The 21111-nt window shown below is 74.6% G+C and carries 18 protein-coding genes; 10 read left to right on the forward strand and 8 right to left on the reverse strand.

What is annotated here, in order from left to right; translation table 11 throughout:
- Window positions 1–20: 20 nt before the first annotated feature.
- The gene (locus JUB12_RS02775; RefSeq protein ID WP_205698090.1) at window positions 21–1193 is read right to left on the reverse strand and encodes a glycosyltransferase; all 1173 of its coding nucleotides are present in this window, start codon (window positions 1191–1193) and stop codon (window positions 21–23) included.
- 44 nt (window positions 1194–1237) lie between these two features.
- On the opposite strand from JUB12_RS02775, the gene JUB12_RS02780 reads away from it, so the two are divergent.
- On the forward strand, window positions 1238–2158 hold the full coding sequence (locus JUB12_RS02780) for a glycosyltransferase family 2 protein (RefSeq protein ID WP_205698091.1): 921 nt from the start codon (window positions 1238–1240) through the stop codon (window positions 2156–2158).
- A 10-nt stretch (window positions 2159–2168) separates the two neighbouring features.
- Here the strand turns inward: JUB12_RS02780 and JUB12_RS02785 are convergent, their stop codons facing one another.
- Both JUB12_RS02785 and JUB12_RS02790 read right to left on the reverse strand, forming a co-directional pair.
- Complete coding sequence (locus tag JUB12_RS02785; RefSeq protein ID WP_205698092.1) at window positions 2169–3008, reverse strand: bifunctional 2-polyprenyl-6-hydroxyphenol methylase/3-demethylubiquinol 3-O-methyltransferase UbiG; 840 nt, start codon at window positions 3006–3008, stop codon at window positions 2169–2171.
- Between the two features lie 5 nt (window positions 3009–3013).
- The gene (locus tag JUB12_RS02790) at window positions 3014–3736 is read right to left on the reverse strand and encodes a class I SAM-dependent methyltransferase (RefSeq protein ID WP_205698093.1); all 723 of its coding nucleotides are present in this window, start codon (window positions 3734–3736) and stop codon (window positions 3014–3016) included.
- A 42-nt stretch (window positions 3737–3778) separates the two neighbouring features.
- Here JUB12_RS02790 and JUB12_RS02795 point away from each other — a divergent pair, with 42 nt between their 5' ends.
- Window positions 3779–4735, forward strand: coding sequence for a glycosyltransferase family 2 protein (locus tag JUB12_RS02795; RefSeq protein WP_205698094.1), 957 nt, complete (start codon window positions 3779–3781; stop codon window positions 4733–4735).
- Between the two features lie 22 nt (window positions 4736–4757).
- Window positions 4758–5984, forward strand: coding sequence for an acyltransferase (locus tag JUB12_RS02800; RefSeq protein WP_241004509.1), 1227 nt, complete (start codon window positions 4758–4760; stop codon window positions 5982–5984).
- Here the strand turns inward: JUB12_RS02800 and JUB12_RS02805 are convergent.
- Window positions 5981–6952, reverse strand: a complete 972-nt coding sequence (locus tag JUB12_RS02805) for a glycosyltransferase family 2 protein (RefSeq protein WP_205698096.1) — start codon at window positions 6950–6952, stop codon at window positions 5981–5983. The two genes, JUB12_RS02800 and JUB12_RS02805, sit on opposite strands and share 4 nt — an antisense overlap.
- A 42-nt stretch (window positions 6953–6994) precedes the next feature.
- Between JUB12_RS02805 and JUB12_RS02810 the strand changes: the two genes are divergently transcribed.
- Together JUB12_RS02810 and JUB12_RS02815 are read left to right on the forward strand one after the other, a co-directional pair.
- Window positions 6995–8245, forward strand: coding sequence for a glycosyltransferase family 2 protein (locus JUB12_RS02810; RefSeq protein WP_205698097.1), 1251 nt, complete (start codon window positions 6995–6997; stop codon window positions 8243–8245).
- 27 nt (window positions 8246–8272) lie between these two features.
- Window positions 8273–9841: a hypothetical protein gene (locus JUB12_RS02815; RefSeq protein WP_205698098.1), complete on the forward strand. Its 1569-nt coding sequence runs from the start codon at window positions 8273–8275 to the stop codon at window positions 9839–9841.
- Here JUB12_RS02815 and JUB12_RS02820 read toward each other — a convergent pair.
- A complete protein-coding gene (locus tag JUB12_RS02820; protein ID WP_205698099.1) occupies window positions 9838–10614 on the reverse strand; it encodes an FkbM family methyltransferase in 777 nt (258 codons plus the stop codon). The genes JUB12_RS02815 and JUB12_RS02820 overlap by 4 nt on opposite strands.
- Window positions 10615–10649: 35 nt before the next feature.
- On the opposite strand from JUB12_RS02820, the gene JUB12_RS02825 reads away from it, so the two are divergent.
- Window positions 10650–11840 carry a glycosyltransferase family 4 protein gene (locus tag JUB12_RS02825; protein ID WP_205698100.1) on the forward strand — a complete coding sequence of 397 codons (1191 nt, stop codon included), beginning with the start codon at window positions 10650–10652 and terminating at the stop codon, window positions 11838–11840.
- A gap of 10 nt (window positions 11841–11850) precedes the next feature.
- Window positions 11851–13080, forward strand: a complete 1230-nt coding sequence (locus tag JUB12_RS02830; protein WP_205698101.1) for a glycosyltransferase — start codon at window positions 11851–11853, stop codon at window positions 13078–13080.
- Here the strand turns inward: JUB12_RS02830 and JUB12_RS02835 are convergent.
- The gene (locus JUB12_RS02835; RefSeq protein ID WP_205698102.1) at window positions 13059–14018 is read right to left on the reverse strand and encodes a glycosyltransferase family 2 protein; all 960 of its coding nucleotides are present in this window, start codon (window positions 14016–14018) and stop codon (window positions 13059–13061) included. The genes JUB12_RS02830 and JUB12_RS02835 overlap by 22 nt on opposite strands.
- 60 nt (window positions 14019–14078) lie before the next feature.
- Between JUB12_RS02835 and JUB12_RS02840 the strand changes: the two genes are divergently transcribed.
- Both JUB12_RS02840 and JUB12_RS02845 read left to right on the forward strand, forming a co-directional pair.
- Entirely contained in the window at window positions 14079–15683 is a 1605-nt protein-coding gene (locus JUB12_RS02840; RefSeq protein WP_205698103.1) for an O-antigen ligase family protein, read from the forward strand.
- Entirely contained in the window at window positions 15683–16873 is a 1191-nt protein-coding gene (locus JUB12_RS02845) for a glycosyltransferase family 4 protein (protein WP_205698104.1), read from the forward strand. Before JUB12_RS02840 ends, JUB12_RS02845 begins: the two co-directional genes overlap by 1 nt.
- On the opposite strand, the gene JUB12_RS02850 is transcribed toward JUB12_RS02845, so the two are convergent.
- Together JUB12_RS02850 and JUB12_RS02855 are read right to left on the reverse strand one after the other, a co-directional pair.
- Window positions 16848–17951 carry a glycosyltransferase family 4 protein gene (locus JUB12_RS02850; protein WP_205698105.1) on the reverse strand — a complete coding sequence of 368 codons (1104 nt, stop codon included), beginning with the start codon at window positions 17949–17951 and terminating at the stop codon, window positions 16848–16850. The genes JUB12_RS02845 and JUB12_RS02850 overlap by 26 nt on opposite strands.
- Window positions 17952–17953: 2 nt before the next feature.
- Window positions 17954–19501 carry a polysaccharide biosynthesis tyrosine autokinase gene (locus JUB12_RS02855; protein ID WP_256436570.1) on the reverse strand — a complete coding sequence of 516 codons (1548 nt, stop codon included), beginning with the start codon at window positions 19499–19501 and terminating at the stop codon, window positions 17954–17956.
- Window positions 19502–19674: 173 nt separating this feature from the next.
- Between JUB12_RS02855 and JUB12_RS02860 the strand changes: the two genes are divergently transcribed.
- Complete coding sequence (locus tag JUB12_RS02860; RefSeq protein ID WP_205698107.1) at window positions 19675–21108, forward strand: glycosyl hydrolase; 1434 nt, start codon at window positions 19675–19677, stop codon at window positions 21106–21108.
- Window positions 21109–21111 lie beyond the last annotated feature (3 nt).

Raw genomic sequence — 21111 nt, forward strand, 5'->3', positions numbered from 1 at the left:
GCGGCGCGGACCCTAGAGGGTCAGGCGACGACCACGCGCAGGAGCGCCGCCAGCCGCGCGGCCTCGCGGCGCGCGTCGCAGTGCTCGGCCACGAACGTCCGGCCGGCGAGTCCCATGGCGTGGCGTCGGGCCGGGGGCAGCGCGAGCAGCTCGTCGAGCGCGTCGGCCAGGGCGGCGGGGTCGTGTGGGGGGACGAGGCGGCCCCAGCCGTCCCGCACGACCTCCGGCAGCCCCACCTCGTCGGTGGCGACGACCGGCACCGCGAGGGCCAACGCCTCCTTGACGACCACGGGCATGGAGTCCCGATCGCCGTCGGCCGCGACGACGCACGGCATCGCCAGCAGGTCGTGCTCGGCCACGAGGGCGGGGACGTCGTCGTGGTCGATCGCGCCGACGAGCTTCGCCCCCGGGATGCCGGCGGCGAGCGCCTCGAGCTCGTCGCGCAGGGGACCGTCCCCGGCGATCGTCAGGCGGTCCAGCGGCCGGCCGCGCCCGGCCAGGAGCGCCGCGGCGCGCAGCAGGTCGGCGAAGCCCTTCTTCTCCACGAGGCGCCCGACGGCGACGACGGACCGCCCGCCGTCGGCCGGCGCGTCGCGCGGGCGCAGGGCGTCCGGGTCGATGCCCATGACGACGACCTCGACCCGCGCCGCCGGGGCCACCTCGCGCAGCGTCCGGGCGGTGTAGGCGCAGCCGGTCGTCGCCAGCGCGGCGTGCTCGAGCTTCTCGTGGAGGTTCGCGGGGGTGACGTAGATGTCGTTGGCGTGCGCGGTGACGCTGTAGGGGACGCCGAGCAGCCGGTGCAGCCGCAGCGCCTCGAGCGCGGCCGACCAGGCGAAGTGCGCGTGCAGGACGATGCCGTCGCCGTCGCGCGCCACCCGGCGCGCGGCCGGGGCCAGCCAGCGCAGGGGCTGCACCTGCTCCTGGCGCCGCCAGCGCCGCCGGGCGGCGAGGTCGCGCACGCAGCCGAGCGGGTGCCTGGCCACGAGCCAGGCCAGCGCGCCCAGGCGCTGCGCGGTGGTCTCGTGCTCCCAGACGTGCTCGGCCACGGCCACGTCCGGGGCGGGGTCGGTCGGTGACGCGAGCGCCTCGACCACCACGTCGACGCCGGCCGCGCGCAGCCCGGCGGTCTCCGCGGCGATGAACGTCTCCGTGCGCTGGCCGAAGCGCTCGACGAGGAGGCGGACCCGGCGCACACGTGGATCATCCCAGCCGGGCGGCTGGCATCATGCCCGCCGCCATGGGGGAGGTCGAGGTCACCGTCGCGGTTCCCGTCAAGGACCGCAAGGACCAGATGGAGCGGTGCCTGGAGGCGGCGCTGGCGCTCGACCACCCGAGCTTCGAGGTGCTCGTGGTGGACAACGGGTCGACCGACGGCACCAAGGAGATGGTCCTCGAGCGCGCGCGCAGCGCGAAGGTCCCCGTCCGCCTCGAGGAGGTCCCGGGCAGCGTCGGTCGCGTGCGCAACGAGGCGGCGCGCCTCGCCCGCGGCGAGGTCATCGCGTTCACGGACTCCGACTGCCTGCCCGAGCCACAGTGGCTCACCGCCGGCCTGCGGCCCTTCGCGGACGACGCGCGGGTGGGCATCGTCTGCGGCCCCACGCTGCCCGAGCACGCGCCCGCGCAGGGCTGGGCCGCGACGCAGGACATCGCCGGGTTCTCCGGGCGCTTCGAGACCTGCAACGTGCTCTTCCGGCGCTCGGCGTTCCTCGAGGGCGAGGGCTTCGCCGAGGACGGCTTCGGCTGGGAGGACACCGCCGGCGCCTACGCCGTCAAGCGCCGTGGCTGGAAGGTCGCGTTCGCGCCGGAGGCCGTCGTGCGCCACGACGTCACCTACCCGGGCTTCTGGTGGCACGTGCGCCGCCAGCGCATCCACCTGCAGATCGCCCAGATGGTCCGCGACTACCCCGAGGTCCGCCGCGAGCTGCTGTTCGCCGGGGTCTTCATGAACGAGCGCCACGCGAAGTTCGTGGGCTTCGTCGTCGGCCTGGCGCTCGCCAAGCGCTTCCCGCCCGCGATCCTGCTGACGATCCCGTACTGGCGCTTCCTGGCGCAGTGGCAGATCACGCCCCGGTCGGTCGCCCAGGGCGTGCTCTACGACGGCGCGACGACGGTCAACGTCCTGCGCAGCGCCGTCCGCTACCGGCGCTTCGTCCTCTAGGCGCCGCGCGTCAGACGCGGACCGGCGGGGCCTGGAGCCGCGGGCGGGCCAGCAGGCCGGCGTGCGGCACGCCGTCGTCGCCCGTCGTGACCTTGCGCGTCACGGTGCGCGCGAGCTCGCCCGGCGCCTTGGACGGCTTGGGGTGCGCCTCGCCGTAGGGCTCGACGTAGGGCCGGGTCTGGCGCAGCACCTCGAAGCCCGCGGCCTCCACCATGCGGCGGTGCCCGGCGGTGTTGACGACCCACCACTGGCACAGCTCGTCGTCGAAGCGCAGCTCGGCGACGGGGCGGCGCGGGTGGCGCAGCGTCATGCCCAGCGAGATCTCCTCGAGGCTCATGAACTCGCCGGTGCACACCGAGCGGATGGCCTCGAGGGCGCGGACGGGGTCGCGCAGGTGGAGCATGAGGCTCCCGCAGACGACGACGTCGAAGGTCCCCACCTCCTCGGGCGACAGGTGGTAGACGCTGATCTCGCGCCGCTGGACCTTGGAGCCGAGCGCCTCGTGCGCGGTGCGGAAGCCCTTGCCCTTCTCCGGGCCCGCGAGCTTGGCCAGCGCGGCGCCGCCCTGGGCGCGCGCGCCGGCGGGCCAGTCCCAGTCCTCGTGGTTGGGGATGTCGGTGGCCACGACCTCGGAGGCGCCCCGGCGCTCGAGCTCCCACGCGAGGAAGCCGTCGTAGGTGCCGACGTCGAGGCAGCGCTTGCCCCGGACGTCGGGCCACGGGAACTTGTCGATCAGCCCGCGCAGGTCGAACGCGCCGGGCGTCGTGACCCCGCCGGGGAGGTCGATCGTGTGGTACCAGAGCGGGACGGCATCGACGGCCGCGCGCACGTCCATCGCGGTGGTGCTCATCGGTCCTAGGCCTCCTTGCGCAGCCGCAGGTAGCAGAACTGGGTGCCCTCGCCGAGGAGGAGCTCGATCGTCAGGCCGCCGTCCGCGACGGCCTGGCGCAGGCGGTCGAGGTCCACGGCGGAGCCGCGCCACGCGGGGTCGCGCTGGCCCTTGGGCGCGAGGCCCAGGGCGGTGCGCAGCCGCGACGGCGGCTTGTAGGCGCCCTCGTGGATGGCGGGGTCGTTGGAGACCTGGAAGGCCGCCCAGCCGCCCGGCCGCAGCACCCGGCCCATCTCGCGGATGTAGCCGTAGGTGATCTCGGGGTCCGGGATGTGCTGGAAGACGACGTGGGAGACGATGCCGTCGGCGCTGCGGTCGGCGATCGGGCCCAGCGACGTGCCGTCGCCGTGGTGCCAGGTGACGTTCGTGAGGTCCTTGTGGTGCTCGCGGGCCTGGGCGAGCATCTCCTCGGAGACGTCGATGGCCTGGACCGACTTCGCGCGGCCGGCGAGGACGCGCGTGAGGCGCCCGACGCCGCAGCCGATGTCGACCACGTCCTCGTCGGGGCGGACCTCGACCTCGGTCTGGCGCAGCAGGTCGTCGAGCTGGCGCTCGCCCTCGGCGAAGAACCGCTCGGGGGTCTGCTTGCGGTACTCGCCGGTGTTGTCGACGAAGTAGAAGGCGTCTTCCTTGGCGCGCGCGTCCCAGAAGCGGCGCATGTGGTCGGCTTGCTGCGTCGGCTCCCCCATGGCGGCCGGGAAGCGTAGAGCACGGGGTAGGGTCCCGCGCCGATGTCCGTGCGCGTCAGCGTGATCGTCCCCGCCCGCGACGCGCAGGCGACCCTCGGCGCGACGCTGCGCGCGCTCGAGGCCCAGGACCTGGGCGAGCCGTTCGAGGTCGTGCTCGTCGACGACGGCTCGCGCGACGCGACGCGGGCGATGGCGCAGGCCTCGCCCGTCGTCACCCACGTGTTGCCCGGCACCGCCTCCGGGCCCGCCGCGGCGCGCAACCTCGCCGTCTCGCGCGCGACGGGCGAGGTGCTGGCCTTCACCGACGCCGACTGCGAGCCCGAGCCGGGCTGGCTGCGCGCCGGCCTCGCCGCGCTCGACGCGGGCGCCGACGTCGTGCAGGGCAAGGTCACGCCGCCCCCCGACGCCCGGCCGGGCCCGTTCGACCGCACCGTCGGCGTGGGGCAGCTCTCCCACCTCTACGAGACCGCCAACCTCTTCGTGCGCCGCGCGTGGTTCGACCGGGTCGGCGGCTTCGAGGAGGGCTGGCTGCTGCCGGGGCGCTCGAAGGAGCTCGGCGAGGACGTGTGGCTGGGCTGGCGGCTGCGGCGCGCGGGGGCGCGGATCGCCTACGACCCGGCGCCGCTCGTGCGCCACGCGGTCTTCCCACGCGGGCCGGGCGGCTACGTCGCCGAGCGCGCGCGGCTGCGCTACTTCCCCGAGATCGTGCGACGCATCCCGGAGATGCGCGAGGTCTTCTGCTGGCACCGCGTCTTCCTCAACCGCCGGACCGCGGCGTTCGACCTCGCGGTGGCGGGCCTCGCGGCCGCCGCGGTGACCCGCCGCCCGTGGCCGGCGCTCGCGGCGGCGCCCTACGCGCGGACGGCCTGGCGTCACGCGTCCTTCCGGGGCGGGCGCCGTCGCGGCCCGCTCGTCCTGGCCGTCGACGTCGCCGCCGACGCGGTCGGCCTGGGCGCCATGGCGCTCGGCAGCATGCGGTACCGCGCGCCGCTCGCCTGAGCTACCCTGCCGCGCCGTGGGGATGGGGAAGCAGGTCGACCGGCCGGGCCTCGTCATCGGGGGCGACGCGCTGCGCGGCATCGGCATGATGTGCGTGATGCTGTTCCACGCCGCCGCGGCCACGGCGGCGAACGTCTCCCAGGAGGCGGCGATGAACCCGGTCGACGCGTTCGGCCCGGTCATCGGGCACGTGATCTTCCGCCTGGACCCGGTGGTCTGGTGCTTCTTCGCGCTGTCGGGCTACCTCGTCGGCGGCTCGTTCGTCCGGGCCTGGGTCGAGGGCAAGCCGTTCCCGAAGTTCGGCAAGTACGCCGGCCGGCGCCTGCGGCGCATCCTGCCGGCGTTCTGGGTCTCCGTCGCGGTCCTGTACCTGATCTACGGCGGCTTCGGGGCCTCCAAGCAGGAGCTCGCGTTCGTCTGGTTCTTCGCGCAGACCTACGACCGATCGGGCTTCGAGGCGGTCTTCGTCCAGGGCTGGACGGTCGGCGCCGAGATGCTGTTCTACTTCGGCCTGCCGCTCATCGCGTTCGCGATCTCGCGCCTGGGGCTGGTGCGCGGGACGCGCGAGGGTCGCCTGCGCTTCCTGCTCGTGGTGCTCGCCGTCATCACGGTCGCGTCGCTGGCCGTGCGCATCAACAGCGAGCCCGGCGGCGAGGTGGGCCGCAGCCTCTTCGCCGTCCTGTGGTGCTTCACGCCCGGCCTCGCCATGGCCGCGCTCGAGAAGGACCTGCGCGCGAAGCTCGTGGGCACCCGGCTGGGCAAGCAGGTCGCCCTCGCGCTCAGCGCCATCGCCGTCGGCTCCTGGGTGTCCTACTACGTGACCTTCGACCACAGCGGCACCTTCTGGGGCGAGCTGCAGTCGTTCCTCATCGCCGCGTCGGTCCTGCCGGCGCTGATGGTCTCCCAGTGGGCGTGGGGCGCGCTGCCGGCGGTCATCGACAACCCGGTCAACCACGCGCTGGGCAAGTGGTCCTACGGCTTCTACCTCGTGCACGTGGCGATCGTGCGCGAGCTCGCGCTCAACCTGCCCGACAGCCTCGGCGCGACCGAGGCGCTCTTCTACGTCGCCGGCATCACGGCGGTGAGCGGCCTCAGCCTCGCGGCGCTGTCGTGGTGGCTGCTGGAGGAGCCGTTCATCGAGCGCCGGCTGCCGCGGATGCCGTGGCAGGCCGTGCGCGAGGCGGCCGAGCCACCCCAGCCGCCGGCCGAGGAGCCCAAGGCCGCGGCCGCGAGCGCGGCCGCTCGCTAGACCATCGGGCTGCGGTGCTTCACCGCGCCCGACACCACGGCGGCGATCTCGACGGCCTCGCCAACGGCCTTGTCGGGCAGCTCGAGGACGTTGCGGATGCGCCCGCGCGGGTTCGAGCGGCCCTGGGGCATCGTGTGGATGACCCACGGCAGCGCGAGCAGCCCCCACAGCGGGTTGCGGAACGAGCGCACCGCGCCCAGCACCGCCACTGGGAACCACAGGTGGGTGCGCTTCCAGAAGACGTAGAAGGTGAGGTCCTTGCGCAGGTGCGGGTGGCGCTTGAACAGGACCGGGAGGTCCTTCCAGCGCCAGCGCCGCTTCATCGCGCCCCACCAGCTCGACTCGAGCACCGCGTGGTACGTGAGGACCTCCGGCGCGCCGACGTACGGCGTGCCCGCCGCCCGGCAGCGCAGCGCGAGGTCGGTGTCCTCGCCGGTGTACGTGTCCTCCTCGAAGCCGCCGGCGGCCTCGAGCACGTCGCGGGGGTAGAGGATGTTGCAGCACTCCGCCCACGGCGTCGGCGGGTGGATGAGCTGCGACGTCCAGTGCGGGGCCAGCAGGAGGTTGGCCTCCCGCGGGTCCTTCTGCGTCGCGCCCTGGACGATCGCGCCGGGGTTGGCCTGCGCCGCCGCCAGCGCGTTGGCCACCCAGTCCTCCGGCGGGCGGCAGTCGTCGTCGGTGAAGGCGATGACCGGCGCCCGAGCGATGCGCCAGGCCGCGTTGCGATTGCGCCCTGGGGGCGCGGTCCCGGGCGCGGACGCGACGTGGCGCAGCGTGCCGTCGGCCGCCAGCGGGTGGGAGTGCAGCAGCTCCTCGGTCTCCGGACCGGCGGAGTCGTGGCCGACGACGACCTCCCAGCGGCCGCGCTCGAGCGTCTGCTCGGCCAGCGCGTTGAGCAGCCAGCGCAGGCGCAGCGGCCGGTCGTGGGACGGGACGACCACGGAGATCTCGGGGGTGCGCTGCGCCATCGGCGCGCCATCATGCCAGCCGCCACTAAGGTCCCGCCGCCGATGCCCCGACCGCCCGTGAGCGTGGTGCTGCCCTTCCACGGCACGACGGCCGATGCCGAGGAGGCACTGGCCGCGCTGCGCCGTCTGGACCTGCGCGAGGAGGACGAGGTCCTCGTCGTGGACAACACGGGCAAGGGCGTCGTCCCGCAGCGCGACGGCGTGCGCGTCGTCGACGCTCCGCGCGAGCCGTCGTCCTACTACGCGCGCAACGAAGGCGCCGCCGTCGCGCGCCACGAGTGGCTGCTGCTGCTCGACGCCGACTGCGTGCCGCGGCCTGACCTCGCCGACCGCTACTTCGACGAGGAGCCCGACGAGCGCTGCGGCGCGGTGGTGGGGGAGGTCGAGGCCGTCGAGGGCCAGACCGCGCTCGTCGCCCGCTACGCGCGATCGCGCGGCCACCTTGGCCAGAAGATGCACATGGAGTGGCCGTTCCGGCCCTGGGGCGTGACGGCGAACATGCTCGTGCGCAAGGCCGCCTGGGCCAGTGTCGGCGGCTTCCAGGAAGGCGTGCGCTCCGGCGGGGACACCGAGTTCTCCTGGCGGCTGCAGGACGCGGGCTGGACGCTCGAGTACCGCCCGCAGGCCGCCGTCGCCCACGCCCACCGCGAGTCGGTCAAGGCGCTGGCCCGTCAGGCCGCCCGCTACGCCGCGGGCCGGCGCTGGGTGATGTCGCGCTACCCCGGCTCCTTCGAGCGTCCGACGATCGCGCGAGACCTCGCCCGCTGCGCCGCGGGCATCGTCGTGTGGACGCTCACGCTCCAGCCCCAGCGCGCGCTGTTCAAGGCGCTCGACGGCGTGTACGTCACCGCGCGCTGGCCTGCCTTCCTGCTGAGCAACACGCCGCCGGGCTCGCAGACGGTGCCGCGAGCGGACATCGCCGTCGTCGCCGGCGCCTTCCCGGCGCAGGACGATCCCGCGCCGCTGGCAGTCATCGACGAGCAGAGCGCGCCGACGCTCGTCGATGCCCAGGCCAGGCCTGTGCGGGTGGACCGCGCCGCCGCGCGCCGCCTAGCCATCCGCTACGCGGAGGACGACGGCCACCTGCGCCGCGTCGAGGGCCTCGCGCGACTTGCGGCGCGACCTTGGACGCTGCTGCGAGCCCGGCGCGCCGTGGACGGCTTCGGCGCACTGCTCGCCCTCGCACCACGCGCTCACAGGCTGCGCCTCGCCGGCGTGCGCCGCATCGTGGCCGCCACGTCGCAGGACGAGCCTACGGCGAGAGCGCTGCGGCTGCTGACCGGCGCACACTAGCCGCCTAGTGCTCTAGCTTCCGGCCGGATGGTCCGGAGGAGGGTCGCAAAGCGGCTGGGCGCCGCCGTCGCCGTGGCAGCGATCATCGGCGCGCCCGCTGCGGCGTCGGCCAAGCCGATCGTGCGCGCGTCCGCCAGCGCGAAGACGCTGGGTCCGCGCATCCCCAACTCCTTCTGGGGCTATTCGTTCGAGTACGAGAACGTCCTGCAGAACCTCGGCTCGCCACAGCTCGGCGTCAACACCGCGCTCGTCGGGCTCTTCCGGGACATCGCCGCGCGTGGCGGCGGCCCGCCGGTGCTGCGCTTCGGTGGCGGGTCCCAGGACCTCGCATGGTGGAACCCGACGCACGCGCCGTCGACGCCCGACCTGCGCTTCAACATCGACGAGCCCTTCCTGACGTCCGTGCGCCAGTTCCTCGACGCGAGCGGCTCCAAGCTGGTGTTCGGGCTCAACCTGGCCAACGGCAACCCGCAGCTGGCGGCCGACGAGGTGCGGGCGGTGGACGCGCTGCTCGGTCCGGGCCGCGTCGCGGGCTACGAGCTCGGCAACGAGCCCGACTTCTACCCCGACCGCATCCACTTCAAGGCGCCGGACGGCAGCATCGTCTACTCGCGGCCCCGGAGCTACGGGCCGCGCGAGCACGGCCTCGAGTTCGACCGCGCTCACGCCGCGGTGGCGGCCACCGGCACGCGGGTGCCGATCGGCGGGCCGAGCACCCAAGCGACGCCGTACATGAAGCGGCTGCCCGCGTTCGTCAAGGCGCGCGCCTCGCGGCTCGGCCTGCTGACGACACACGACTATCCACTCACCGCGTGCAAGGACGTCGTCAAGCAGTTGCCGCACGCCGGCATCCTGGTGGAGGACGGCGTCATCACTGGCGCCGCCAACCGCGCCCGTCGCTTCACGCGGCTCGGGCGGCTCTACGGCATCCCGGTCCGGATCACCGAGGCGAACTCCGTGTCGTGCGGTGGCCTGCACCAGGTCAGCGACGTGTTCGCCTCGACCCTCTGGTCGCTCGACTATGCCTACACGATGGCCCTGACCGGCATCGAGGGCATCAACTTCCACGCGTCGCCGGCGTTCTACCGGCCGTTCACCGCCGGTCACTTCAACGGGTGGGGCGTCACACCGGCGCCGATGCTCTACGCACATCTCGCCTTCAGCGAGGCAGCACCGGCCGGCTCCCGGCTCCTCCCCGAGGCGATCTTCGGCCAGCAGAAGGCGAAGGACAGCCTCGTGCGCACCTGGTCGACGCTGGACCCCGACCGCCGCACCGTCCGCACCTTCGTCTTGTACAAGGCCGGGACGCGCGACGGCGAAGCGATCATCAAGGTCCCGGGCGGCCGGTCGGCCGGGACCCTCAAGTTCCTCGATGCGCCGTCGCCCCTGAGCGACTACGCGGGTGTGAAGTGGGCGGGCCAGCAGTTGCCGGTCCTGTCGCGCGACGGCAGGCTGCGGGGGCCGTACGAGAGCCGCCGCTTGCGTCGCAAGGACGGCGCCTTCCGGTGGACGATGCGGCCCTACACGGCGGCGTTGCTCACCGTGCGCCTGGCCAAGCCCGTGCCGCGCCTGCCGCCCAGCCGGCCCGGGGGCTAGGCGCGCCAGGCCCAGAGGTGTCCGACCGCGATGTCGGGCGCCTGGAAGACCGTCCGGGTCGTGTAGCCCGCCTCGCGCAGCAACCGGGGCGCCTCGGCGTGGGCGTCGGCTTCCGGCAGCGGGTGGTACTCGAGGACCATCGCGGGCGGTCCCGTGCTCTTGAGGCGCGGGTCGCGCAGGATCGGCCACTCCGCGCCCTCGATGTCGACCTTGGCGAGGTCGGCGGCGGCCAGCGCCGGCAGGACGTCGTGGCCCGGGACCTCGATCCCGCCGTCCTCCCGCACGCGCGAGTAGGACTCCGCGCCCGCGGCGAAGCGCACGCTGCCCTCGGCCGTCATCGCCGCGGCGGCGACGACGTCCCAGCGCTCCTGCGCGGCGTTGGCCACGCGGCACGCCTCGAGCAGGGCGAGGTTCGACGGGTCGGGCTCCCACGACGTCACGCGGGCCTGGGGCCAGCGCTCGAGGGTGCGCACGGCGAAGAGGCCGATGTTGCCGCCCAGGTCGAGGACCTTCGGGGCGGCCGGCAGCAGCGCGGTCACCTCGGCGGGCACCTCGTAGCCGTCGCGCAGGAGGACCTCGTGGACGATCTCCATGTCGCGCGTGCGGTGGCGCACGTAGAAGCTCAGCCCCGAGCGGCGCAGGACGTGCCGGGCGACGCGCCCCGTGGGGGCCGCCACCTCGAAGGCCGTGAAGCGCACCGGGTCGCGGACGATGGTCGCGCGCAGGGCGGCGATCGTCAGCGGGTTCTTGAGCAGCTCGCGGGCAGTGGCCACGCGCAGATCATGCCGCGTCTAAGGTGCGCGCCCTCGTGCGCGTGCTCCGCCTCAGCCTCCACGTCGACTGGCGCGCGGTGCAGCCGCCGCCCGAGGGTGCCGCGCGGGCGCAGGTGGGCGGTCAGGCGGCGCAGGTCGCGCGGCTGACGGAGGCGCTGGACCGCCTCGGCGTCCAGCAGGCGATCGTCACGGGGCCGGTCGCGGGCGCGCCGCTCAGCGGCCGGCTCGCCGGCGCCACGGTCCAGGCGGTGGGGCCGGGCGGGGTCCCGGGGGTCCACCGGCGCACGGCGGCGTGGGGGGCTGCCGCTCTGCGGGCCGTCGCGGCCGCGGGACGCCGCGCCGACGTCGTCCACGTGCACGCCGACGGCATCGCCGAGCCGCTGGCGCTCGCGGCGCTCGTCCCGGCGGTCGCCCGCCGGCCGGTCGTCCTCACGCTGCACTGCTCGGCCCAGGCGACGTACGTGCCCGTCAGCCGAAAGGACGAGGCGGTGCAGGTCGTGACGCGGTGGGCCGAGCGGCGCGCGCTCGGCGCAGCGGCGCGCACGCTCGTCCTCACCGAGCGCACACGGGCGAAGCTCGCCGCCCAGGGCGACGTGGAGGTCCATCCCGACGCCGTCGACGCCCGCGCCATCACCGAGCGCGCACAGGCGGGGCGCTCCGGGGCGGTCCACGAGCGGCTCGGGCTGCCGGCCGAGGTCCCGCTGGTGGTCTACGTCGGCCGGCTGTCGCCCGAGAAGGGCTGTGGCGACCTCCCCGCCCTCAGCGACGCGATCGCCGGGACGGGCGCGGTGGTCGCCGCGGTCGGCGACGGGCCGATGGCCGGGGAGCTGCGCTCGGCGGCGCAGGAGCGCCCCGGCCGACTGCTGCTCACGGGCGCGCTCGCCTCCGAGCAGGTGCATCAGCTGCTCGGTGCGGCCGACGTGCTGGTCCTGCCCTCGCGCCACGAGGAGCTCGGGAGCGTCCTGCTCGAGGCGCAGGCCGCCGGCTTGGCCTGCGTCACCGCGGACGCCGGCGGGACGCGCGAGGCCGTGCAGGAGGGCACGACGGGGCTCGTCGTCCCGCGCGGCGACCCGGCCGCGCTGGCCCACGCCGTGCGCGCGGTGCTCGCCGACGACGGCCTGCGGGCCCGCGCCCGCGTCGCCGGTCCGCGCTGGGTCGCCGAGCGCTTCGACGTCGCCGTCGCCGCCCGCCGCACCCTGCAGGTCTACGAGGCCGTCGTGCGATGATGGCCGCGCCGTGCGGCTGACCGTCCTCGTCGACCACTTCCCGGCGCTCTCCGAGACCTTCGTGCTCAACGAGATCCTGTCGCTGCGGCGGATCGGGCACAACGCGGTCGTCGAGACGGCGGTGTGGGCGCAGGCCCGCGCGGAGTGCCCCGACGACCTCCCGATCCACGCGTGGGAGGACGACGGCCGCCTCGCGCAGGTGCGCGACCTCGCCTGGCTCGTCGCGCGCCGGCCGCTGCGCTGTCTGGCGGACCTGCGTGAGCGCCGCCGGTGGGCGCGCGAGGAGCCCGTGCGGCCGCTGCGCGTGCTGGCCCCGGCGATCCGCCGCATCCACCGGCGCGAGACGGAGCACGTGCACGCGCACTTCGCGGCCGGGGTCGCTCTGGACGCCCTGCGCATCAACCAGCTGATCGGCCTGCCGTACTCGGTGACCGCCCACGCCTACGAGATCTATCGCTCGCCGGCGAACCTCGGCGAGAAGCTCCAGCGGGCGACGCTGGCCACGGGGGAGTGCGAGTACTCGGTGCGCGACCTGCGGACAGCCGCGGGTCCTGAGGCAGCGCGCCACGTGCACGTCGTGGCGATGGGGGTCGACCACGAGCGCTTTCGCCGCACGACGCCGCTGCCGGGCGGCAAGACCGTCCTCGCCGTCGGCCGGCTGGTCGAGAAGAAGGGCACCCGCCACCTGCTCGACGCGCTGCCGGCGCTGCTCGAGCGCCACCCCGACGCGTGCGTGGTGCTGCTCGGCGACGGGCCGCTGCGCGAGCCGCTCGAGGCGCAGGCCCGCACGCTGGGCGTGCAGGACGCCGTCACCTTCCTCGGCGCCCGCACCGCCTCCGGCGTGCGCGACGCGCTCGAGGAGGCCGACGTGCTGGCCTTCCCGTCGGTCTACCTCGACGACGGCGACCGCGACGTGCTGCCGCTCGTGCTCGCCGAGGCGCTGGCGATGGAGCTGCCCGTGGTGGCCAGCGACATGGTCGGCATCCCCGAGGTCATCCGCCCGCCGTGGGGCCGGCTCGTGGCGCCGGGCGAGCCGGCGCCCCTGGCCGACGCGCTGGCCGAGGTGCTGGCGCTCGGACCCGAGGAGCGGGCGGCCGCGGGCGCCGAGGGACGCCGGTTCGTGGTGGCCACGCGCGACCTGCTCGACGCCGCCCGCCGCCTGGAGCAGCTCATCGCCGCGCCCACCGACCCGCCGCCGCTGCCCGCGGCACCGCCGCTTCAGACGACCCAGGTGCGGTAGCGCACGCCGCCGCGGACCGCCGCGGCGAGCTCGACGGCGTCGTGCACCAGGAAGTACGGCGCGCTCCAGACCTTGCCCTGGCCCTCGACCTGCGCGCGCTCGAGGTACGCCGGTGCGATGGGCGCCAGGCACCAGGCCCGCAGCAGACGCATGCGCTTGGGCAGCACCAGGCCGATCAGGGCGCGCACGAGCAGGTAGTGCGACTTCTTCCAGAAGACCTTGTAGGTGAGCGTCTCGCGCATCGCCGGATGGCGCGCGTAGAGGCGCATCGTCTCCGACCAGCGCCAGGCGACCTTGAGCTTGGCCACCGGCCCCAGCTCGTGCACCGCGTGCTGCACGCGCGCGTCGTCGGCGAACACGGCGTGGGCGCCGGTGTCGAAGCAGCGGCGGGCGAGGTCGCAGTCCTCGCCACCCGGCACGGAGAACGTCTCCTCGTCGAAGCCGCCGACCCGCTCGAGCAGCGCGCGCGGGTACATGACGTTGCACGTCTGGAAGAACGGCCCGAGGGAGCGCACCCGGAGCGTGCGCGTGAAGGGCCCCTCGCGGTCGAGCTCTGACGGGATCGGGTCCGTGCGCCCCTGCACGACGCGCTCGGCGTCGCCGTCCCACGCGCGCAGGCCGGCCTCGAGCCACACGGGCGTGGCGACGCAGTCGTCGTCGGTGAACGCGACGAACGGGGTGCTCGCGGCCCGCCAGCCGGCGTTGCGCGCGACGGCCGGGCCACGGCCCGGCTGCAAGCGGATCGCGGTGAGCTGGAGGACGCCGCGGGCCTCGGCATCGGCGAGGACCTCGGCCGTGTGGTCGCTCGAGCCGTCGTCGACGACGACGACCTCGAACTGGTCGGTCGGGACGGTCTGCTCCTCGAGGGAGCGCAGCAGCGCCCGCAGCCGCTCGGCGCGGTTGTGGGTGGCGAACACGACGGAGGCGACGGGCGGCACGCGGCGGCGCACTCTAGTGCGGCAGGACGGCGCTGGTGGTCGGTAGCCTGCCCGTGCTCGATGTTCGCCTCCGCCGTCCACCGCGCACGAGCGCTGTCGCCCGGCGAGAGCGTCGCCGTCGCCGCCTGCGCCCTGTTCGTGGTGGTCATGGTCGCGGCCCTCGCGGGCCGTGGACCAGGGGCGCTGCTCTACGCGGTTGTGCTGCCGCTGGCGGCCTGGGCGGTGGCCTCGACGCGCGAGCGGCCGATGACGCCGGTCGAGTCCCAGGCGCTCGGCCTCTCCGGTCTCGTCGCCGGCGCGGTGGCGTTCGCCGTCCTCGCCGACAGCTTCGCGCTGTACCTGGCGCTGGCGCCGATCGTGCTGGTCGCCGGCGTCGCGATCGTCCGCTTCCCGGTCCCGTCGATCCTGCTGACCTTCGTGTTCACCGGGGTGTTCGGGACCTTCCAGGCCTACATCGGGCTGCCCAGTGCCGCGTTCGTCGACCTGCTGCTCGCCTGCCTCTGGGGCGGCACGATCGTCGCCTGGCTCGCCGGCGCCCGCCACCACGCCGCGTGGCTGTGGCCCGGGATCGTCGCCTTCGCCATCTACATCGTGATCACGGGCTTCGGCGTGCTGATGGCCGACATCCCGCGCGTCGGCCTCGAGAGCTTCCGCGCCTCCACCTGGTACATGGCGGCGGCCCTGCTCATCGCCTTCTCGCCGCTCACCGAGCGCCAGCGCGGCCTCATCCTCCGCGGCATCCTGGTGGTCGCGCTCGCCGTCGGCAGCTACGCGAGCCTGCGCTGGGTCATCGGTCCCTCGGGCGCCGAGCAGGAGTTCGCCTACCTCTCCTTCAACAACTTCCTGGACGGCGAGCTGCGCACCATCGGCTCCTTCCCGACCGCCAAGCAGCTCGCGGCGTGGACGGCCACCGTCGTGCCGTTCCTCTTCGCCGCGTCGCTCGGGCTGCGCGGCGCCTGGCGGCTGGTCGCCATCGCCGCGGTGGGTGCCTGCACGATCGGCATGCTCGCGCCGGACGTCCGCGCCGCGCCGGCGGCCGCCGTGCCCGGGTGCGCGCTCGTGCTCGTCCTCTTCGCCGCCTCGCCGGCCTTCGGCGTGCGGCGCATCGCGATCACGCTCGTCGCCGCGGCGCTCGCCGTCGGCGGCGCGGTCGGGGGGTTCGCCCTGACGCTCGGCGACAAGTCCGACACGGGCAACCGCTACGAGGCGATCCTGAACCCGACGTCCGACGCGAGCTACCAGGCGCGCCTGTTCAAGTGGGACAAGGCCCTGTCGGACATCGACGACCACCCGCTGGGGCACGGCATGGGGACCGCGGGACGTTCGCAGTCGTTCTTCGGGCGCTTCTACAACATCGCCTCCTTCGACATCGACAACAGCTACCTGAAGGTCGGCTACGAGCAGGGCACGGCGATCATGGTCTTCTTCGGCCTGTCGATGCTGCTGATGCTCCTCGGGCTGTCGCGAAGAGCCGCGGCATCGCGCAGGGTGGCGGCCGCGCTGCCGATGATGGGTGCGGCCGGGTCCCTGCTGGCCATCGCGATCCTGTACTTCGTCGGGACCTACATCGAGGACCTGAACGCCCTCACGGGGTGGATCATCGTCGGCCTCGGCCTGGCGGCTGCGACCTGGCGCGTGGCGCCGGACGAGCCCGAGACCGCCTAGTGCGCCAGCTCTTCGTCGTCCACGGCCCCGTCTACGGCGGCGGGCAGGGGCAGTTCCTGCGCCTGCAGGACCCGATGGCCCGGCGCGGGTGGGAGCTGTGCGGCGTGGTGCCCACGGGCGCGCCGGCCGCCGAGCGCCTGCGCAGCGAGGGCATGCCCGTGCTCGAGACGCCGCTGCACCGCCTGCGCCGGACGACCGACCCGCGCACCCACGCTGCGCTCGCCCTCACCATGGCGCCCGAGGTCCGTGCGCTGCGGCGGATCATCCGCGAGCACGACGCCGACGTCGTGCAGGTCCACGGCGACACGAACCCGCACGGCGCGATCGCCGCGGCCCTGGAAGGGCGCGCCGTCGTCTGGCAGCTCTACGACACGGTCACGCCGCCGCCCGCGCGGCGCCTGACCATGCCGTTCGTCACGCGCGTGGCGGACGTCATCACCACCTGGGGCGAGGCCCTGGGCCGGTCGCACCCGGGGACCGACACGCTCGGCGAGCGCTGGATCCCCGTCTTCCCCCCGGTCGACGGGCGACGCTTCGCCCCCGATCCGCAGCGGCGGGCCGCGGCGCGCCGGGCGCTGGGCGTGGGGGAGGACGACGTCGTCGTCGGGACGGTCGGCAACCGCAACCCGACCAAGGGCCACCAGCACCTGGTCGAGGCCGTGCGCCTCGCCAGCGCCCGCGAGCCGCGCATCGTTGGACGGATCCTCGGCCAGCCGTCGCCCGTCCACGAGGCCTACGAGGCGCAGCTGCAGGCGGCTGCCGGCGCCCTCGGCGACCGCGTGCGCATCGAGGACCCGGGCCGGCGGGTGCCCGACCTCGTCCCCGGGTTCGACGTCTTCTGCCTGTCGTCCGTGCCGCGGTCGGAGGGGATGCCGACGGTCATCCTCGAGGCCATGGCCGCCGGCGTGCCGGTGCTCAGCACGGACGTGGGAGCGGTGCGCGAGCTCGTCGCCGACGGCGAGACGGGGATCGTCGTGGAGCCCGAGCGCCCGGAGCTGCTGGCCGAGCACCTGGTGGCGCTGGCGGGCGACGAGGCGCGGCGCCGGCAGCTCGGCGAGGCCGGTCGCCGGCGCTACGCCGAGCACTTCGACCTCGAGGTCCTCGCCGACCGCCACGTGGCGGCCTACGAGCTGGCGGTACGCCACCGCCGGGGACGGCGCCGGCTCAGCCGCGCCGCGCGGCGCCGCTGAACAGGTCCCAGCTGCGCTGGGCGGTCCGGCGGTCGGTGAAGCGCTCGAGCGCGCTGGCGCGGGCCGCCGCTCCCAACCGGGCTCGGCGCTCGTGGTCGGCGAGCAGGCTCGCCACCGTCGCCCCGAGCTCCCGCGGGCGGGTCACGTCGGCCAGGACGCCGTCGACCCCGTCGCGTAGGACCTCGGCGGGGCCGCCCTCGTCGGCGCCGACGACCGCGAGGCCGGCGAGCATGCCCTCCACCACGGCGAGTCCGAAGGGCTCACGCTGGGCGGCGTGGACGAGGACGTCGACCTGCGCCAGCCGGGCCGGGACGTCGTCGACGAACCCGGCGAAGTCGACCGCGTCGGCGACGCCGAGCCGCGCGGCGAGGGCCCGCAGCTCGTCGGGGTAGTCCTCCTCGAGGCCGGCCGTCGCCCCGCCGAGGACTGCGAGCCGTGCGCCGGGGACGCGCTCGAGCACGGTCGGCAGCGCCTGCAGGACGAGCTCGACGCGCTTCCAGCGCTGCAGGCGCCCGAGCACCGCGAGGACCGGGGCGTCCGTCGGCTCGTGCGTCCGCGCAGCCGGGAAGCGCGCCGGGTCGACGCCGGGGTGCACCACCTGCGCCGGTGTCCGCGGGAAGCGCTGCTCCTGCTCGCGCGCGACCCAGGCCGACGGGCAGAGGACGGCCGCCGCGGGCACCCGGCCGGCCGCCGCCTGCAGTGGCCGGGCGAGCCCGAGGTGCTCGTGCTGCCACCAGACGCTCGGCACGCCGCACAGCCGCGCGGCCGGTCCCGCGTAGACCTGTGCCTTGCTCACGTGCGCGACCACGAGCTCGGCGCGGTGCCGGCGGACGGCACCGGCCAGCCTCGCGACGACCCCCGGGACCCGCCACAGCTCCTGCGCCCGTCCCGCCTCGACGACGTCGGCCGGGACGCCGAGCTCCCGGACCCGGTCGCGCTCCGGCCCGTCCTGCAGGAAGACGCAGCGCGACGCCGCGTCGGCCGGCTGGCCTCGCAGCGTGGCCTTCAGGACCTCGTTGGAGCCCCCAGGCTGTGCGCTGTGGGAGACGTGGAGGACCCGCGGGGCGCGGGCGGGCACGCCTACGCCTTGGCTTCGGCGCCGTACGCGTAGGCGTAGTAGCCGTAGTCGCCCTCTTCGCCGGCCCGGACGCCGGTGACGACCACGCCGGTCGGCCGGTCCGGCAGGTGGCTGAGGGCGGCCTTGGCGGCGCGGGCCTGGTCGCGCGTCGTGCGGGAGGTGCGCACGCACAGGACGAGGCCGTCGACCTGCGGGACGATCTCGAGCGTGTCGCCGACGGCCAGCAGCGGGCTGGTGTCGATGAGCACCGTGTCGTAGGCCTCGCGGACCTCCTTGAGGAAGCTCGCGAACCGCTGGGAGCTCAGCAGGGAGAACGGCTGCGGGTGCTGGGTGCCGGCGGTGATGCAGACGATCTGCGTAGGCGGGGGAGGTCCGCCGCCGTTCACCGACGGCGCCTCGACCGAGACGGTCTGCAGGACGTCGGCGGGCTCGGCGTGGCCGCCGAGGTAGTCCGTGAGGCCCGGCTTGGCGTTGAGGCCCAGGCGCTGGGCGAACGTCGGGCGGCGCAGGTCGCACTCGAGGACGAGCACGCGCTTGCCCGCCGAGGCGTAGGCGTAGGCGAGGGCCATGGTCACCGTCGACTTGCCCTCCTCGGGTAGCGCGCTGGTGACGGCGAGCGTCTTGACGGGGTTGTCGATGTCCAGGAAGTCGAGGTTCGCGCGCAGGATCCGGAAGGCCTCGAGGTCGGACTCGTCGAGCGCCGGGCGCTCGCCGCCGGTGACCGAGCGGCCGAGCGACTCGTCGCGGACCTGCCCGAGCAGCGGCAGGCCGAGCTCCTCGCGCACCTCGTCGGTGCGGCGGAAGCGCCGGTCCAGCGAGCTGCGCAGGAACGCGAGCACCAGGCCGATGGTCAGGCCCAGCAGCACGCCCACGATCGTGTTGCGCAGCGGGCGCGGCGCGACGGGGTCGAGCTCCGACGCCACCGGCCGGACGGCGATCGACGCCGGCTGCACGACCTTCGCGAGGCTCTCCAGGCGGTTGATCTGGCCGATGTTGTTGTCGCGGGCGTAGCGCGAGCCGGTCCCCGGGCCGCCGCGCAGGTCGCGGTTCTGGGCGCGCAGCGTCCGGGCGGCGCGGCGGTACTCGTCGCGCTGCCGGGTCGTGACGAGGTCCTTCGTCGCCTCGGCGAAGGCCAGCGAGACGTTCGTGGCGGTCTGCGCGCTGCGCGCCTTGGCCGTGACGACGACGAAGTTCGTGCGCGCCTCGACGTTCGTCTCGACCGCGTCGAGCAGGCGGGTGGCCGAGGCGGTGGTGCGCAGTCGCCGGCGCGCCTCCTCGGCCATGCTGAGCGTCGTGACCTCCTGGGCCACCTTGGCCGCGCGACCCTCCGGCGTGTCCTGGATGGGCGCGAGCGAGCCGATGTTCCCCGAGTCGGCGCTCGGGTCGCGCAGCGCGACCGACGTCTCGGCCTCGTACTCCGTGTCCTGGCGCGCCGAGTACAGCGCGGCGGCGCCGGCGAACAGGAACACGCAGAGCGTGATGAGCACCCGGTGCTGGCGGAGCACCCGGAGGTAGTCACGTAGGTTGGAATAGCGCGGCGCGTCGCTCACAGCGTGTGGTCCCGTTCCCCCTCGAAGCCATCCTGGACCAGGCGGCCGCGCAGGCTAGCAGTCCGCCTTCCGCGAACCCGCCGGTACGGGTCCGGTTTGCGGGGTGGCGCCCCGCCTGGGACGATGGACCGGTGAACGGGCGGGGGAGGTCGAGGCGCCGGCGCATCGGCGTGATGGCCTTCGTCGTCGCCATCCTCGTCGGAGCGTGGATGCTCGGCGGTCGATCGTCCGACCGCTGCGAGGGGGTGTTCGACGCCCGCTGCAATGCGGGCGCTCAAGCCCCCGCACCTGATCCTGGGGGCAGGGAGCAGCCGGCCACTACGCCCGGCTCGCTGCTGCCGCCCCGCGACGAGGCAGAGCGCAGCAAGAAGCCCTTCGGCTTCAACCTCGGTGTCTGGGCCACCGGCGACGACGGCCCCGACCGTGGAGTGCGCGCGCTCAAGCTCGTGGGTGCCACCCACTACCGGTGGTCTCTGTCGTGGAACGGCACCGGTGACACGACCCCGGAACATCCCGTCTCGCCCGAGATGCGCACGCCCCTCGGCAAGGCGCACGGTGGCGTCGCGTTCCACGACCGCGTCTACGAGTCGGTGGTCGACGCCGGGATCACCCCGGTGATCGTCCTGCTCGACGTCCCGCGGTGGGCGAGCACCCTGCGCGAGTGTGCGAAGGGGCTCTACGCGATCTCCCACCCGCGGCAGTGCCCGCCCAACTGGTCGGGCGGCCTGCACAACGTCGACCGGCCGTTCTACGGCCAGTGGCGGGCGTTCGTGGCGGCCATCGCCAAGCGGTACCCCAAGGCCGTCATAGAGGGGCCCAACGAGCCCGACTTCGCTTGGGAGCGCAACCAGACCAACGCGGCGTCGTACACGACCGCAGTGCCGCCGGAGCGGGCCGCGGAGATCCAGTGCCAGCTGTTCCAGGCGGTGCCTCAGGACCGGACGGTGCTCTCGTCGAGCATGTCGCGGGCCTACTACATCCAGCCGTTCCTGGAGCGGGCGAAGGGCTGCTACGACGCCTTCTCGTTCCACCCGTATCCGCCGGACGCCCGGCTCGGAGCCGGCAGCACGTTCGCGCTGTTGTTCGCGGGCCTGCGCTCGGCGCGCTCCGCCACCGGGGACTCCTCGCCCATATGGGTGACCGAGACGGGCGTGACCTGGGTCCCGGACGACGCCTCGAAGCCGTCCCGCCAGCTCGAGGAGGAGTTCGCCGACCGTACGCGGCGCCTCTATGACCGGCTGACGACCATGCCGGACGTGGCGGCGGTGATGTTCCACTCGCTGCGCGACGCGCCGATCGACATCCACGCGAGCCCGGACTCGGCCGAGTACCACTTCGGCTTCTTCACCCGCGACTGGCAGCCCAAGCTGCGCGCGTGCAGCTTCTTCGTCCCCGGCACGCCGGCGACCGGGCCCTGTCCCGCGGTGCCCAAGGCGAGCAAGAGCACCAAGAAGAAGGCTGCGGCGCGGTGCAAGCGCGTCAAGAAGCGAGTGCGGCGCAAGAGCGACGGCAAGCTCGTGCGGCGCACGGTGCTGGTCTGCCCGAAGGCCACGACCAAGAAGGCGAAGGCCAAGCCGAAGCGCAAGACGGCGGCCGGCCGCTCGTAGCGG

It is taken from the genome of Conexibacter sp. SYSU D00693, from assembly GCF_017084525.1.
Taxonomy (GTDB): domain Bacteria; phylum Actinomycetota; class Thermoleophilia; order Solirubrobacterales; family Solirubrobacteraceae; genus Baekduia.

Bases quoted from the DNA above. Each gene is read 5' to 3' on its own strand.
- JUB12_RS02780 (WP_205698091.1), top strand. From the start codon at position 1,238: ATGGGGGAGGTCGAGGTCACCGTCGCGGTTCCCGTCAAGGACCGCAAG.
- JUB12_RS02785 (WP_205698092.1), bottom strand. From the start codon at position 3,008: ATGAGCACCACCGCGATGGACGTGCGCGCGGCCGTCGATGCCGTCCCG.
- JUB12_RS02790 (WP_205698093.1), bottom strand. From the start codon at position 3,736: ATGGGGGAGCCGACGCAGCAAGCCGACCACATGCGCCGCTTCTGGGAC.
- JUB12_RS02795 (WP_205698094.1), top strand. From the start codon at position 3,779: ATGTCCGTGCGCGTCAGCGTGATCGTCCCCGCCCGCGACGCGCAGGCG.
- JUB12_RS02800 (WP_241004509.1), top strand. From the start codon at position 4,758: ATGGGGAAGCAGGTCGACCGGCCGGGCCTCGTCATCGGGGGCGACGCG.
- JUB12_RS02805 (WP_205698096.1), bottom strand. From the start codon at position 6,952: ATGGCGCAGCGCACCCCCGAGATCTCCGTGGTCGTCCCGTCCCACGAC.
- JUB12_RS02810 (WP_205698097.1), top strand. From the start codon at position 6,995: ATGCCCCGACCGCCCGTGAGCGTGGTGCTGCCCTTCCACGGCACGACG.
- JUB12_RS02815 (WP_205698098.1), top strand. From the start codon at position 8,273: ATGGTCCGGAGGAGGGTCGCAAAGCGGCTGGGCGCCGCCGTCGCCGTG.
- JUB12_RS02840 (WP_205698103.1), top strand. From the start codon at position 14,079: ATGTTCGCCTCCGCCGTCCACCGCGCACGAGCGCTGTCGCCCGGCGAG.
- JUB12_RS02860 (WP_205698107.1), top strand. From the start codon at position 19,675: ATGGCCTTCGTCGTCGCCATCCTCGTCGGAGCGTGGATGCTCGGCGGT.